Consider the following 14,607-nt stretch of genomic DNA (forward strand, 5'->3'; position numbering starts at 1 on the left):
GACAAACTTCACATTGAAAACGGTCTAGCCTCTTTTCCAAATCCCACGTTCATAAGGTTTAGGTACATCATGTACGCCACCAAGCGCTTCTTCAGCATGTAAAGCCCAATAAGGATCACTTAACATCCCACGGCCAATAGCTACAAGCTCCGCCCTTTTTTCTGCAATGATGGACTGTGCCTCAGAATAGGCTTCAAGCCGTCCTACCGCAATTACTGGCACTTGTAATCCACTGCGAATATATTCTGCCAGATCTGCTTGGTAGGCTGGGCCCGCATTAGGTCCACCATTAGAGCCAATGGGCCCTTCACCACCTGAAGACACATGGAACATATCCACTCCAGCATCCTTATATCGGCGGCAAAACTCCAGGGCATAGGCAGCATCATATCCACCATCAACATATTCTTTCGCGGATACCCTCATGATCAAGGGCATATCTACTGGCACTACTTCTCGGATTGCTGCAACTACTTGTTCTCCAAAAAGTGCAGGATCTTGTCCATATTCATCCACTCTGAGGTTGGACAGAGGTGAATGAAACTGGTGAATTAAGTAACCATGCGCACCATGAATCTCCACAGTATCAAATCCTGCCTCCACAGCTCTACGAGCGGCATCACGAAAGGCTTCTATCATCTCAAGGATGCCTTCCTTAGAAAGCACCTGTGGCTGCTTAGAACGAGCATCAAAAGGAATTGCAGAAGGTGCAACCGGCGGCTCAGCATCGACCGCTTTACGTCCGGCATGCCCTAGTTGAATGGCTATTTTTGCTCCATAGGCATGTACACTATCTGTGAGCTTACGATACGCCTCTATATGCGTATCACTCCAAATCCCTGTATCCCGGTTCGTTATTCTACCGTCCGGATGTACTCCAGTCATCTCGACAATGATTAGACCAGTACCTCCAATAGCACGGCTTACATAATGAACAAAATGCCAATCATTGGGGATGCCATCCTCTTTATCCACCGAATACTGGCACATAGGTGGCATAACAATACGATTTTTCAGCGTTAAACCCTTCAATTCATAAGGTGCAAACAATTCTGACATCCTTGTCCCCATCCTTCCACCTGTCTATAATTGGCCCGGGAATAATCCCGTTCTATTTAGTATACACGCATTAGTGTGTGCAAGAAATCTTTACCAGAGACCTTGAAGAAACGGCATAAATTCATCCTTCAATGGAGATAACAATGAAGAATATGGTGATGATCAGGTAGTAAAGGAGGCATTTGGGGATGTATGATCAACGGAGAGTCCAGAAACTGCTAGTAGTATTAGGATCAATCATTGTCCTGCTATTTCCAACCTCTTCAGCAGAGGTTGCTTCAGCTCCAGCTCAGAATCAGAAGTCCTCACAGGATCAAATTAAAAGTACGCAGACCACTGACGAAGACAAGGCGATATCTGCGGGAACTTCTACTACAAATAATTCAACGAGCAGCAACAATAAGAACACTAAGGGCTTGTCTCTGAGTCAGCTATTACACAAATATCCCGAGACCTTTAAGACCAGCGGTCCTCGGAATAAAGTCATCGCCTTAACTTTTGACGATGTGCCTGACCCAAGGTTTACACCCCAATTGCTAGATGTTCTTAAAAAATATCATGTCAAAGCAACCTTCTTCGTGGTAGGAAGCCGAGCTGAGAAACATCCTGCTCTAGTGAAGCGGATGATTAGAGAAGGACATGCTATTGGAAATCACTCTTATGACCATCCTCAGTTTGTGAAGCTGAAGATGCATGATTTCAGATCACAGATCATTGAGACCGAGAACATTATTCAAACCTTGGCCGGATATAAACCACGCCTGATTCGTCCACCCTATGGAGATATCTCTGAGCAACAATTGAGATGGGCAAAAAATCATGGTTATAAGCTCGTAAATTGGAATGTGGATTCGTTGGACTGGAAGGGACTTTCCAAAACTCAAGTTAGAAATAACATCTTAGCTAATGCAGGAAAAGGAGCAATTATCCTTCAGCATGGTGGAGGTGGGCCGGGTAGTGATCTTAGTGGAACGATTCAGGCTTTACCTGAGGTAATCACGATTATGCGTAAACGCGGCTATTCTTTCGTTACCGTGCCTCAATTGCTGCAGGTCTCTAAAAATAAATAAATAAATAAGAAACGGAGGCAGCCGCTAAGGACTCCCTCCGTTTCTTATTTAACCTATTTAAAACCATTCCATATCTCTGTATAAATCTCTATATTTTTAGCTAGCTATTTAACAATGTATAATTGTACATATTGATAACCAAAATCCGCTACAAAGCTTTGGCTGCCTGGAATAAAGATATCGATGCGGTTACCTTTAATGGCACTTCCCATATCGGTTGCAGTAGCCAGAAAAGCTTCTTTAGGCAATCCTGAGTGTGAATGGCCGGTAACCAACACTTTTGTTCCAAGAGGAATTACACTTGGATCAACCGCAATGGTTCCTAGCTTAAGTGGGTTTCCAAAATAATCAACCGCACCCCAGCCTCCATTCTCACTAGCCGCTGAGGAATAAGCAGAAGCCTTAACTTGTATCGTTTTCTCATAGTTAAATGACTTGCCCCATGCTTCAACTGTTTTTGATTCTGGAGTAACATTCAGGCTTGGGGTAAGCACTGGAGTTTCTGTCGTAGCTACAGCTTCTGCTTGCATTTTACTAGGGATCGTTATTTTAAGTCCATCGTAAATATTAAGAGCTGCAACGTTTGGATTAGCTTTCATTAGATCATTAACACCGACATTGTATTGTTGAGAAAGAGTATAGAAAGTATTGCCTTCCTTTGCAATATGAACGCTGTCTGCAAAAGCAGGAGCGGTGTGCAGCAATGCACTAATTCCCATAACTGCAGCAAGGGTTTTAATGGTTCTGAACTTGTTCTTCATAAATGCCTCCTCTTTAGATGGGCGTAAGCGGTATGACTTCCGTATACGCTCGTGTACATTTCCTGTACTTATGTACATCTTGTGTGATGTCCTGATGTATTGTTGTCTTTTGTAAAACTGACAGGACTTAATATATCACAATTTTGTAACCTATGCGTATGTAATTGTTACCATTCTGAAATAACATGTTTAATTATTGTCTTTGATTCATTAAGAAGTTAACATAATTTTTATTATGTTAACTAATTAGCGACAATCATATCCTATTATATAAAATAATTAAATAATATTCTTTGAGATTTTACATAGATTTAACATTTCGTGCCTCATCCAATAGTAAAATGATAGAATATGATAAATAGATTTGAGATACAGACATCGAAGCATATTTGGAGGTCCCATGAATACAGAAGAGATTAAAAACAACCAAAGCAGTCCAGCCACTGCTTACCTCAATAGGGATTTGAGCTGGATCGAATTTAACCGCCGTGTACTCAAGGAGGCGCAGGACCCTGATAACCCTTTAATGGAACGTGCCAGATTTCTGGCAATCGTCTCGAGCAATCTGGATGAATTCATAAGCGTTCGCGTAGCGGGAATTCAAGATCAGATCCGGGCGGGTTATACTAAAAAAGATTTCACAGGCTACACCCCTTCCGGGCTGTATAAACGCCTCATCAAACGCGTAACCAAAATCATTGCCGATCAATACCGGACATTCCGTGATATTTCGCGGAGTTTGCATAAAGAAGGCATCGTATTTGTGGATTATAAGGATCTTACCCATGCCCAAGAGCAGTCCATAGAACAGTATTACCGGGATATCATCTATCCTGTACTTACGCCAATGGCTGTTGATCAGAGCCGGCCGTTTCCACTCGTGCACAGCCAGTTTATCTACCTAGCTGTTGTTCTTACTCGTAAGAATGGCCTTGAAGAGGAGCCTTATTTTGCTATCCTGCAAATTCCTTCGAATCTGCCAAGATGTATCCCTCTTCCACACCGCTCTAATAGTAAGAAAAGACAATTTGTATTTATTGAAGATGTGATCCGCCATCACATTCAAACCTTATTCAGCGGTTACGAACCTGTTGCGGTTAGTGAGTTTCGTTTGACTCGTAACTCAGATCTTACAATCGATGAGGAAGGTGCCGAGGATCTGCTGGAAGAGATCGAAAAAGAGCTGCGCAAGCGTCGTCGCGGGGTGCCTGCTCGTCTGGAGGTACAAAAAGGTATCCATCCCTATGCTCTTGAGCAGCTACAAGCTGAATTTGAGCTGGAGGACTTCGTATTTGAAATAGAAGGTCCGCTCGATCTGGGCTTTCTTCGTAATTTTGCCGGAAGCTTAAAAGGTTTTAGTTACTTGAACTATCCACCTATTGAGCCGGTCTACCCTGCTGAATTTCAAGAAAACGAGGATTTCTTCGAGGTGCTGCGTGAACGGGATGTATTAGTCTACCACCCTTACGAGTCTTTTGATGCGATGACAGACTTTATCATTCAAGCTTCAGAAGATGAGCAAGTGATGGCTATTAAAATGACCTTATACCGCGTCAGCGGAAATTCTCCACTTATCACTGCACTAGCCAATGCTGCGGAGTCTGGCAAGCAAGTTACAGTGGTTGTAGAGTTAAAAGCCCGATTTGATGAGGAACGGAACATCGCTTGGGCACGCCAGCTTGAAAAATCAGGCTGTCATGTCGTTTATGGTCTGATCGGACTCAAAACGCATGCCAAAGTGACCTTGATTGTCCGCCAGGAAGGCCCTGAACTGCGTCGTTACGTGCATGTAGGCACAGGAAACTATAATGACAGTACAGCCAAGGCTTACACGGATCTCAGTCTATTCACCGCCCAAAGCGATATCGGACTGGATGCTTCCGAGCTGTTTAATCAAATGACTGGATATTCGGCTAATTTTGACTGGCATTCCTTCATTGTAGCGCCAACGAATATGAGCTTATCCCTGCAAAAGCTAATGATGCGTGAAGCTGAACATGCGCGGGCAGGCAGACCCGCACGCATAATCGCCAAGATGAACTCACTCTCTAATCAGCAAGTGATCGACGATTTATATGGCGCAGCCCAAGCCGGTGTCTCCATTGACTTAATCGTGCGAGGGGTTTGCTGCCTACGTCCGGGAATAGAGGGCTTAAGTGAAAACATTACAGTACGCAGTATCGTAGACCGTTTTCTGGAGCACTCCCGGATCTATTATTTCGAAAATGGCGGCAAACCTGAGGTGTATTTATCCAGTGCCGACTGGATGACTAGAAACCTAACCCGCCGGATTGAGCTGATGTGTCCTGTCAGAGACAGCGGCATCCGTAAACAGATCGTCAAGATTCTAGAGTTGTCTCTACAAGATAATGTTAAAGCCAGCTTCTTGCAGGCTAATGGATATTACGAACAACCAGACGACAAAAAGGCCCCTTTCCGGAGCCAGTTTGCTGCAATGGATGTTACACGTTGGAAGGGAAGCCGAGTTTTACCTTCACCGCCCAAGCATTCTTAAATGCTTTTATCGCGTTCTCAATGTCCTCTAGGCCAATTAGCAGTGACGATGCGCCCTCTAAGTCCAGATGAAGCGTATTGCCGTGCAGATTGGCCTTCAGGCCGCTTACAATTCCAATCTCCGTGCTGTCCAGCGCAATGCTAAGCTGGACAAGCGATCCGAGCTTATGAATCCACTCTTCGTCGGATGGCAGCAAAATGTCCTTATGTTGTTGGGACAATTTCTGCTTCCGGCTTTTTGTGCTGTATGAGGCAATCATAGCGCAAAGAATAAGCTGACGGTGGGTAAGTCCACGAATCGGTGAATTCATCAACCAATACAAAGTATGTCGTTTGGATTGGTAATAGTTAATATTCGTTCCCGTACGATGCAGCATGATGGACACATAGATTAACATCTCGTGCTCTGCTCTATTCGATTCATCTTTAAATGCGTCAAACAGGCTGAGCGCTAGCTTGTTGATATGATCTAAATACCGTTTAGAGGTATGAATATCAAAGCGAATAATCGTGTTTAAGCTATATTCTAAAGCACTATCACGCACTGGCTGCTCCGGCTCCAACAGATCATGCAGCAAACCTTCTCTGAGTCCCTCCCCGCTGATCACCGCCTCACTCGCCCCAATATACTGATACACCGTATGGAAAATAATCAACCCGGATACAATGATATCCGCCCGACTCTTAGATAGTCCTTCTAAATCCTTACGTTTTTCGTAAGGCATTGAAGGTAGGGTGTTCATAAAGTGCTCGATCGTCTCACTGGTCATCGTATAGCCATGGGAGTTAGGCAATGAGTATGCTCGTGTCTTCTGATCCAGCTTCCCTAAAGAACGAACCGTCCCTCCTAAACCGAATAAAGGAAGACCAGCTTTAGCATTTAGCCAATCATGCTCAACCAGCCTGCCCAGAACAAAGGTCTGCAGCTTGTGAATCTGCTCATCGCTCCAATTCCCACCTTGACCAAACATTAGATTGGTATTTACTGCCCCGAACGGGAAAGAAATGCTATGTTGATAACGCCGCTGACAAAAAAGAGTGATTTCAGTACTCCCGCCACCAATATCAATGACATAACCATCCTCTACATTAAAGGCATTAATAACACCCAAGAAGCCATAATATGCCTCCTGGTGGCCACTGATCACCTCAATCGGAATGGAAGAGGATTGTGACAAAAAGCTTATTATTTCGCTTGAGTTAGCTGCATTACGAATAGCTGCCGTTGCACCCGCCCGAATGGTTTCCACTGCAAAAGCATTGCAGATTTCCTTAAACTGCCGCAAGACCGGAACAATCGTTTCCATGTCCTTTTGTTCCAGTCTATTCTCCTTCGTAATCTTCTCACTAAGGCGAGCGGAGTACTTACACTCCTTGATGATCTTATAGCCTCCTTCGCGCGTTGTATCATAAATTACAAGACGAATGGAGTTCGAACCAATATCAATAATGCCTATCCGGCGTAGATCATCTCTCATTATGTATGTACTCCTTTTCCTGTTGATTGACTGACCATCTATTATACATGGTTTACATAAATAAATGAACTCAGTCCCAGCGATATATCCCCACATTACCCTCAGGACCCTATAACAAAACGGCCACCGGATACTTGTCCAGGGCCGTTTTGACGAATTCTTTATAATACTTTACTTAAAAAATCCTTAGTCCGAGCATGTGTAGGATTACCAAATACTTGTTCAGGAGTACCCTGTTCAACGATTACCCCGCCATCCATAAACAGAATGCGGTCACCCACTTCACGGGCAAAGCCCATCTCATGTGTAACAATAACCATTGTCATTCCGTCTTCGGCAAGCTTTTTCATAACCTCAAGTACCTCTCCTACCATTTCCGGATCAAGCGCTGAGGTAGGCTCATCAAAAAGCATCACATGCGGCTGCATGGCTAATGCACGAGCAATCGCAATCCGCTGCTTCTGTCCACCGGACAATTGAGCTGGATAAACATCCTTTTTATCTTCAAGCCCTACAGTCTTGAGGAGCTCCATTGCGAATTTATCGGCCACAGCCTGTTGCTGTTTTCTTACTTTAATCGGTGCGAGTGTAATGTTTTGCAGAACGGTTTTGTGCGGAAAAAGGTTGAACTGTTGAAAAACCATCCCCATCTTCTCACGCGTTGCATTGATATCATGCTTCTTTGAGGTGATCGATTCCCCTTCAAAAGTGATCTCTCCACCTGTAGGCTGCTCCAATAGATTCAAGCAACGCAGAAAGGTACTTTTTCCCGAACCACTGGGCCCGATTACAACGACAACCTCACCCTTTTTAATCTCCAAATCGATTCCCTTGAGAATCTCCAGCTTTCCATAATGCTTCTGCAGGTTCTTAACGGCGATCATCGGTATTCAGCCTCCTTTCGAGTCTACCTAGGATCTTGGAAAGCGTAAATGTTAGAACAAAATACATAAAGGCAGCAATCACGAGTGGTGTCATACCATCATACGAAATCGTTGTAACCGTACGAGCTTGAAACATCAAATCCGTTACTCCGATAAATGAAATAATTGATGATTCCTTGATAATGGTAATGAATTCATTACCGATTGCCGGAAGTACACTTTTAAGTGCCTGAGGAAGTACAATATGACGCATTGTCATCCCTTGTTTCATTCCAAGTGAACGTGCGGCCTCCGTTTGTCCACGATCGACACCCTGAATTCCGGCGCGAAATATTTCTGCCAGATAAGCAGAACTGTTAATGGAGAGTGTAATCGCCCCGGACTGAATCGGAGTAAACTCAATCCCAAACGTCGCCAGCCCGTAATGGATGAGAAACAGTTGCACAAGCATTGGAGTGCCCCGCAAAAATTCAACCCAAGCAGTGGCTAAGAAACGTAACACTCTCCATTTTGACATCCGTAGTAGAGAGACGATAATCCCAAGAATGAAGCCAAAAAAGACACCAAGAACAGCAAGAAGCAAGGTATATTGTAATCCAGTCAAGAAAAGATCACGATAATCATAAGCCATTCTAAATAAAGTAATATCCAATATCTTATCCCCCTATCTCCAAAAAAATAGAAAATAGCAAAGTTCCGCTATTTTCTGTAATACACATACAATTTACTTCAGCAGACCTAAAACAATATCCATTCCTTACTTCGTGCTTTCAGCAAGCTCACTGGCTGCCGCTACATATTCATCAATCTTACCATCTGATTCTAGACGTTTAAGTGTTGCATTTACTTTATCTAGAAGCTCTGTATTGCCTTTTTTAATACCAATTGCGTATCCATCATCTTCTACTTCAGGCTTAGCATCGGTAATTACAAGACCCGCTAAATTCTTAACAAAAGATTTGGCTACAGGTCCTTCAATAATTGCTGTATCGATACGGTTAGATTGCAATTGCAGAACGATCTCGGAGATTTTACCAAGAGAAGTGATCTTTGCGCCTTCAATCTCTTTGGCGATTTCTTCTTGAATAGAGCCTGTCTGTACACCAATTTTGGTGCCCTTCACCGCGTCCATAGTAGCGTATTTATCTTTATCTGCTTCGCGCACTACAATAGCTTGCTCTGCTTTGTAATAAATATCTGAGAGTTCAACCGCTTTTTTGCGTTCTTCAGTCGGGCTAAGACCGGAAATCACCATATCTACACGTCCACTGGACAATTCGTTAAGCAGTGAATCAAAAGGCAGATCCTTAACTTCAAGCTCAGCGCCCATGTCGGCAGCAATTTCCTTAGCGATGTCGATATCAAAACCTACGATGGTATCTTTTCCGTCCACTACTTTATGGAATTCGTACGGAGGAAAATCTGCACTTGTTCCCATAATCAGCTTTTTAGTAACTGCACCGGAATTTGCATTACCACTAGCAGCGGTATCATTATCATTTTTATTTTGACCGCAGCCTGAGAGCAGACCTACCGCTAATACCATTCCTAAACTAAGTTTACCCCATTTGTTCATTTCTATATCTCCCCTATTCATATGAAAAAATCTAAGTTGACCCAATGACTGACTTATTATAAATCAGAACGCATGAATATGCAAAGGCATAATTGTGACAATAACTTCCTTTTAATGGATTTCTATGAGGGAAATTCTATAATACGCAGCTAAAAAATCACTTTTATTCACGTTGAAGCTAAATTTATACATTTTTACTATCCCCTATACTGGCTAAATCATTCGATTGTTCATTCCCTTATGTCATAAAAAAGGACTGCTCCCAGAGTATTTACCATACTCCCGGGTGCAATCCCTTATTAACCCATTACAGAATTTGTTAAACTTTATCTGGTTATATCATCGTAAATATCCATGTACTGCTGAGCGGATACATTCCAGCTATAATCTCCCGCGAAAGCATTTTTTGTGATCTTTTTCCAATGTTCAGGCTGCTTGTAAAAAGAAAGTGCCCGGCGCAGCGTAAACATCATATCGTGTGCATTATAATTGCCAAACGTAAAGCCATTGCCTTCACCGGTTTCTTCATTATAAGCGTGCACAGTATCATTCAGGCCACCTGTCTCACGGACAACGGGTATGCTACCATACCGTAAAGCGAGCAGCTGACTGATGCCACAGGGCTCAAACTTAGACGGCATAAGAAAGATATCGCTGGCAGCATATATTTTTCGTGAGAGTGCATCATTAAATAAGATCTGTGAAGACAGCTTGGTCGGATACCGCCATGCCGCTTCCTTGAACCAACGCTCGTAGGATTCATCACCTGTTCCTAGAAGCACAAATTGAATATCATCGTGATATAGCAGCTCATCCAGCACTCGGGTAAGCAGATCTAAGCCTTTGGAGTCCACAAGACGCGTGACCATAGCTACCATCGGGATATTAGCATCTACGGGTAATCCCAGCTCTTCCTGCAAGGCTACTTTGTTCTCCGTCTTCTTGGTTAAATTGGAACGATAACGGGTGACAAGGCTGGAATCTGTCGCTGGATTATAACTTTTAGTATCAATGCCATTCACAATCCCACTTAAAACATCTGACCGTGCGTTCAACAAACCATCCAGGCCGTAACCATAATAAGGTGTGCGAATTTCTTCTGAATAGGTCGGACTAACGGTCGTGACCCGATCACTGAATACAATCCCGCCTTTTAAGAAATTCACATTACCATAGTACTCCACACTACCAAAATAACTGCTATCCAGACCTAACAGCTCTCCAAGTACCTCATAAGGAAACACTCCCTGATACAACAGGTTATGTATTGTAAATACACTCCGCATTTCACTGTAAAATGGATTGTGGCGATAATGCCCCTGTAGCAGCATTGGAATTACGGCCGCGTGCCAATCATGGCAATGCAGAACATCAGGCTGGAAATCAATGGCTGGCAGACACTCCAGCACTGCACGATTATAGAACGCAAACCGTTCACCATCGTCCATATAACCATAAATTCCATCACGCCCAAAATAATACTCATTGTCGATAAAATAAACGGGGATACCCTCATAGATAATGCGTTCAATTCCACAGTATTGTTTTCGCCAGCCAATTGGGACATACACTTCCGTTAAATGCTCCATTTGAGCGGTGAACTTGTCAGGAATCCCACGATATTTAGGCAAAATCACTCGTACATCTACCCCGGCAGCCTTCAGCGCTTTAGGTAGTGCTCCAATGACATCGGCCAAACCACCCGTTTTGACAAAAGGATGGGCTTCAGCTGCGGCAAATAAAACTTTCATGATTATTTCCCCCTTAAACTGTACGGATTCTCTATTCGTACTTAGATCTATAACTCTTTTGCCTCTTTATTCTTACCCATTCGTGACGTTTTTTTAAACACCAGGAAGCTAAGGGGCGGAAGAGTCAGCTCTATGCTGTTCACCTGATTGTGCCATTCCAGCTTAACGCTCTTTTGAGGGACATTGTGCAATCCGGAACCGCCGTACTCTACATTTTCGGAGCTAAAGAACTCTTCATATGTCCCAGCCCGTGGCACGCCTATACGATAATTGTGCCGTTCTACCGGTTGGAAATTGATGACAATAAGCAGCGTATCTCCTGGTTTCTTCCCTCGGCGTATATACGAAATCACACTTTGATCATTGTCATCTGCATCAATCCACTGATAACCTTCTTGAGCATGATCCAGCTCCCACAGCGCTTTTTCGGAGCGGTACAGTTTATTAAGTGCAGCCGTGTAGGCAAGCATCCGACGATGGCTCTCATAATCCAACAGCAGCCAGTCCAGCTGCTCCTGATCCTTCCATTCGATAAACTGACCGAACTCTCCACCCATAAACAGAAGCTTTTTACCGGGATGTGAGATCTGATATCCCAGCAGCTGTCTGAGCCCTGCAAACTTCTGTTCATAAGCACCCGGCATTTTGTCTAACAAAGACTTCTTGCCGTGGACAACCTCGTCATGCGATAGCGGCAATGCGTAATTTTCGGCATAAGCATAACATATTGGGAACGTAAGTAAATTATGATGATAAGGGCGCCCACCAAAATCATGTTCTATGTAGCCTAGCGTGTCATTCATCCAACCCATATTCCATTTGTAATTGAAGCCAAGGCCCCCTTCATGCACTGGTGCAGTAACCCCCGGCCAAGCACTGGACTCCTCAGCCATCATCAATGCCTTTGGGAAATAATGAAAGATAGCCTTGTTCAGATTCTGGATAAATTTGATAGCCTCCAGATTCTCCAATCCACCATTAACATTCCGCCGATATTGATGATCCCGCTTTTCGAAATCTAATCGAAGCATACTCGTAACCGCATCTACACGCATTCCGTCGATATGATAATACTCAAACCAAAACAGCGCATTAGAAATAAGAAAAGAAGAAATCTCCGGCTTACTGAAATCAAACGAAAGTGTCCCCCAGCCTGGTTTTTCAGCTAACATTGGATCGGCATATTCATAAAGTGGCGCTCCATCAAACATACGTAATCCGTGTGCGTCTTTGGCAAAGTGAGCTGGAACCCAATCTAAAATCACACCGATACCTGCCTGATGCAACTGATCGATCAAATACATCAACTCATGGGGTTCGCCATAACGGCTGGTTGCCGCAAAATACCCCGTCCCTTGATAACCCCAGGATAGATCGTATGGATGTTCTGCCAGCGGCATAAATTCCACGTGTGTATAGTTCATCTCCACCAAATAAGGAATTAAAAGCTCGCTCATTTCCCGATAGGTGTAGAACTCTCCATCTTCTTTTTGACGCCAGGTACCGAAGTGCATTTCATAAATGTTCATTGGTTGTTGATAAGGCGCTTTGCTTTTCCGACGCCATGCTGCATCTCCCCATCGGTAGCCATCCAGTTCTGCTACTACCGAAGCCGTTGCCGGTCGAACCTCGGCTTTGAAAGCAAAAGGATCCGCTTTTAGGAAACTTGATCCATCTGAGGCAAGAATCCTGTATTTGTAAAAAGTTCCCGGCTGTATTCCCGGAAAAAAACGACTCCAAAATCCTGAATCGGGTATCTTATATAACGAGTCCACGCCCTGTGTTCCGTCCCAATCATTATGATCACCAGCTAGTCCTACATATGTCGCATGAGGAGCCCACACGGTAAAGCGCACACCGGTAACGCCTTCTTCAGCGGCAGTGTGTGCACCCAGCATAGAATAGCTGCGATAATTGGTGCCCTCATGGAACAGATAGATATCAGCAGCTGACGGAAGGGTCTCGATTTTTGCTTTTTCAGCCAATTCTACACCACCTTTTTCAATGTGCTTGTACCTATTACCTTACCCGAATATTACCATTTTGAAAATGTTTTGATGTTAAAAGAAAAGATTTTCTGATAAAGAAATATTAATTGTAATTTTTCTGTTTACAAAGCAATATATTTCACCTATGTCGTTTCAAGCGCTTGTCGTAAGTTTATATTACAAGCATTGACAAAATAATGGGAGGGATAACAAATGAACAACAAAAAAGATTGTATCGCCATGTTATTGGCAGGAGGGGAAGGCCGCAGATTGGCTCCCTTGACTTCCAGTATGGCTAAGCCTGCAGTCCCTTTCGGTGGACAGTATAAAATTATTGATTTCCCGCTAAGTAACTGTGTAAATTCGAACATTGATACAGTAGGTGTTCTGACACAATACGAAGCTGACTCTTTGCATAATCATATCGGTGAAGGTGAGCCTTGGGGCTTAGTTAGTCAAAAGGATAAAGGAGTCACACTCCTTCCTTCAGGTGTTGAAGGCAGAGACAGTTATACAGGAACTGCTGATGCGATTTATAAAAACATTGACTTTATTGATAGCCGCAACCCAGAACATGTGCTCATTCTATCCGGTGATCATATTTACCATATGAATTACCGTAAGATGCTGAATTATCATATCGAAAAAGGAGCAAAAGCAACCATCTCCGTAATGGAGGTTCCTTGGGATGAAGCTAGTCGTTTTGGAGTAATGAACGTAAACGATGATCTGAAAATTTCCGAATTTGCGGAAAAACCTAAAGTACCAAAAAGTAATCTTGCTTCAATGGGTATCTACCTGTTCGAGTGGGCTTATCTGAAGGAGCACTTGTTGCGGGATGCAGCTAATCCTAATTCCAGTCATGACTTTGGTAAAGACGTAATTCCTACCATGCTGGATCAGAACGATGATTTATTCGCTTACCGTTTCAAGGGTTACTGGAGAGATGTAGGTACAGTCGGCAGTCTCTGGGAAGCACATATGGACCTTCTGCAAAAAGACAATGGCATGAAGTTAGACAAGACTCATTGGCCTATGTATAGTCGGGTTCGCCGGACTAAGCTTGCAGTTCATAAACCACGTGTACAGAACCCCTCAACGGACTCTCTCGTGAATGAATCCTGCTCCCAAGAAGGTAGTCTACAACGTTCTGTAGTCTTTAATGGGGTAGAAATCGGTAAGATGAGCCAGATCAAACAAAGTGTTATTATGCCTGGAGTTCGCATTGGCCGTGGAGTGCTGATTGAGAATGCCATTATTGGTGAAGGGGCAATCATTAAGGATGGCGCAGTCATCAAGGGAAGCATAAATAATATCGTTGTCGTTGGACCACATGAGACTGTGGCTGCCAAGCCGGCGGTCCGAAACCAACCTTCCCGTCTGTTTCAGGATGTGTATGAGAAGACAGGACGTTTGCGTGAAGTTCTTCCTTCATAACAACCATTATATAGAAAAATACTTTATATAAAAAGGGGCTGTTGTCCTGGTCGATCATGACCAGAGCAACAGCCCCTTCGGTTGTAAAG

The 14,607-nt window shown here is 43.6% G+C and carries 9 protein-coding genes and 1 pseudogene; 3 read left to right on the plus strand and 7 right to left on the minus strand.

Going from position 1 to position 14,607, the window contains the following annotated elements; genetic code table 11:
- Nucleotides 1-24 precede the first annotated feature (24 nt).
- Nucleotides 25-1,059, minus strand: a complete 1,035-nt coding sequence (locus MKZ16_RS17650; protein WP_076106821.1) for an NADH:flavin oxidoreductase/NADH oxidase — start codon at nt 1,057-1,059, stop codon at nt 25-27.
- A gap of 188 nt (nt 1,060-1,247) precedes the next feature.
- Between MKZ16_RS17650 and MKZ16_RS17655 the strand changes: the two genes are divergently transcribed.
- Complete coding sequence (locus MKZ16_RS17655) at nt 1,248-2,129, plus strand: polysaccharide deacetylase family protein (protein ID WP_036687626.1); 882 nt, start codon at nt 1,248-1,250, stop codon at nt 2,127-2,129.
- Nucleotides 2,130-2,233: 104 nt separating this feature from the next.
- Here the strand turns inward: MKZ16_RS17655 and MKZ16_RS17660 are convergent, their stop codons facing one another.
- Entirely contained in the window at nt 2,234-2,890 is a 657-nt protein-coding gene (locus tag MKZ16_RS17660) for a 3D domain-containing protein (RefSeq protein WP_036687628.1), read from the minus strand.
- A gap of 400 nt (nt 2,891-3,290) precedes the next feature.
- Between MKZ16_RS17660 and ppk1 the strand changes: the two genes are divergently transcribed.
- The gene (gene ppk1, locus MKZ16_RS17665; RefSeq protein WP_036687629.1) at nt 3,291-5,405 is read left to right on the plus strand and encodes a polyphosphate kinase 1; all 2,115 of its coding nucleotides are present in this window, start codon (nt 3,291-3,293) and stop codon (nt 5,403-5,405) included.
- Here ppk1 and MKZ16_RS17670 read toward each other — a convergent pair.
- The 5 genes and pseudogenes from MKZ16_RS17670 to glgB form a co-directional block, all read right to left on the minus strand.
- Nucleotides 5,353-6,882, minus strand: coding sequence for a Ppx/GppA phosphatase family protein (locus MKZ16_RS17670; RefSeq protein WP_076103923.1), 1,530 nt, complete (start codon nt 6,880-6,882; stop codon nt 5,353-5,355). The genes ppk1 and MKZ16_RS17670 overlap by 53 nt on opposite strands.
- A gap of 161 nt (nt 6,883-7,043) precedes the next feature.
- A complete protein-coding gene (locus MKZ16_RS17675; protein ID WP_036687633.1) occupies nt 7,044-7,766 on the minus strand; it encodes an amino acid ABC transporter ATP-binding protein in 723 nt (240 codons plus the stop codon).
- Nucleotides 7,753-9,216 (minus strand): annotated as a pseudogene (locus tag MKZ16_RS17680) (ABC transporter permease subunit); the annotation flags it as partial. The pseudogene MKZ16_RS17680 and the gene MKZ16_RS17675, both read right to left, overlap by 14 nt.
- Nucleotides 9,217-9,668: 452 nt before the next feature.
- Nucleotides 9,669-11,093, minus strand: a complete 1,425-nt coding sequence (gene glgA, locus MKZ16_RS17685) for a glycogen synthase GlgA (RefSeq protein WP_076103926.1) — start codon at nt 11,091-11,093, stop codon at nt 9,669-9,671.
- Between the two features lie 47 nt (nt 11,094-11,140).
- Entirely contained in the window at nt 11,141-13,078 is a 1,938-nt protein-coding gene (gene glgB, locus MKZ16_RS17690) for a 1,4-alpha-glucan branching protein GlgB (protein ID WP_076103927.1), read from the minus strand.
- Between the two features lie 216 nt (nt 13,079-13,294).
- On the opposite strand from glgB, the gene MKZ16_RS17695 reads away from it, so the two are divergent.
- Nucleotides 13,295-14,518 (plus strand): glucose-1-phosphate adenylyltransferase, encoded by a 1,224-nt coding sequence (locus tag MKZ16_RS17695; RefSeq protein WP_076103928.1) that lies wholly within the window; start codon nt 13,295-13,297, stop codon nt 14,516-14,518.
- Nucleotides 14,519-14,607 lie beyond the last annotated feature (89 nt).

The organism is Paenibacillus sp. FSL R5-0928 (assembly GCF_037970385.1).
In the GTDB taxonomy this organism is placed as follows: Bacteria; Bacillota; Bacilli; order Paenibacillales; family Paenibacillaceae; genus Paenibacillus_AQ; species Paenibacillus_AQ odorifer.

What these genes read in the sequence shown, in the direction of transcription:
- MKZ16_RS17650 (WP_076106821.1), bottom strand. Translation starts at nt 1,059, where the DNA reads ATGTCAGAATTGTTTGCACCTTATGAATTGAAGGGTTTAACGCTGAAA.
- MKZ16_RS17655 (WP_036687626.1), top strand. Translation starts at nt 1,248, where the DNA reads ATGTATGATCAACGGAGAGTCCAGAAACTGCTAGTAGTATTAGGATCA.
- MKZ16_RS17660 (WP_036687628.1), bottom strand. Translation starts at nt 2,890, where the DNA reads ATGAAGAACAAGTTCAGAACCATTAAAACCCTTGCTGCAGTTATGGGA.
- ppk1 (WP_036687629.1), top strand. Translation starts at nt 3,291, where the DNA reads ATGAATACAGAAGAGATTAAAAACAACCAAAGCAGTCCAGCCACTGCT.
- MKZ16_RS17670 (WP_076103923.1), bottom strand. Translation starts at nt 6,882, where the DNA reads ATGAGAGATGATCTACGCCGGATAGGCATTATTGATATTGGTTCGAAC.
- MKZ16_RS17675 (WP_036687633.1), bottom strand. Translation starts at nt 7,766, where the DNA reads ATGATCGCCGTTAAGAACCTGCAGAAGCATTATGGAAAGCTGGAGATT.
- glgA (WP_076103926.1), bottom strand. Translation starts at nt 11,093, where the DNA reads ATGAAAGTTTTATTTGCCGCAGCTGAAGCCCATCCTTTTGTCAAAACG.
- MKZ16_RS17695 (WP_076103928.1), top strand. Translation starts at nt 13,295, where the DNA reads ATGAACAACAAAAAAGATTGTATCGCCATGTTATTGGCAGGAGGGGAA.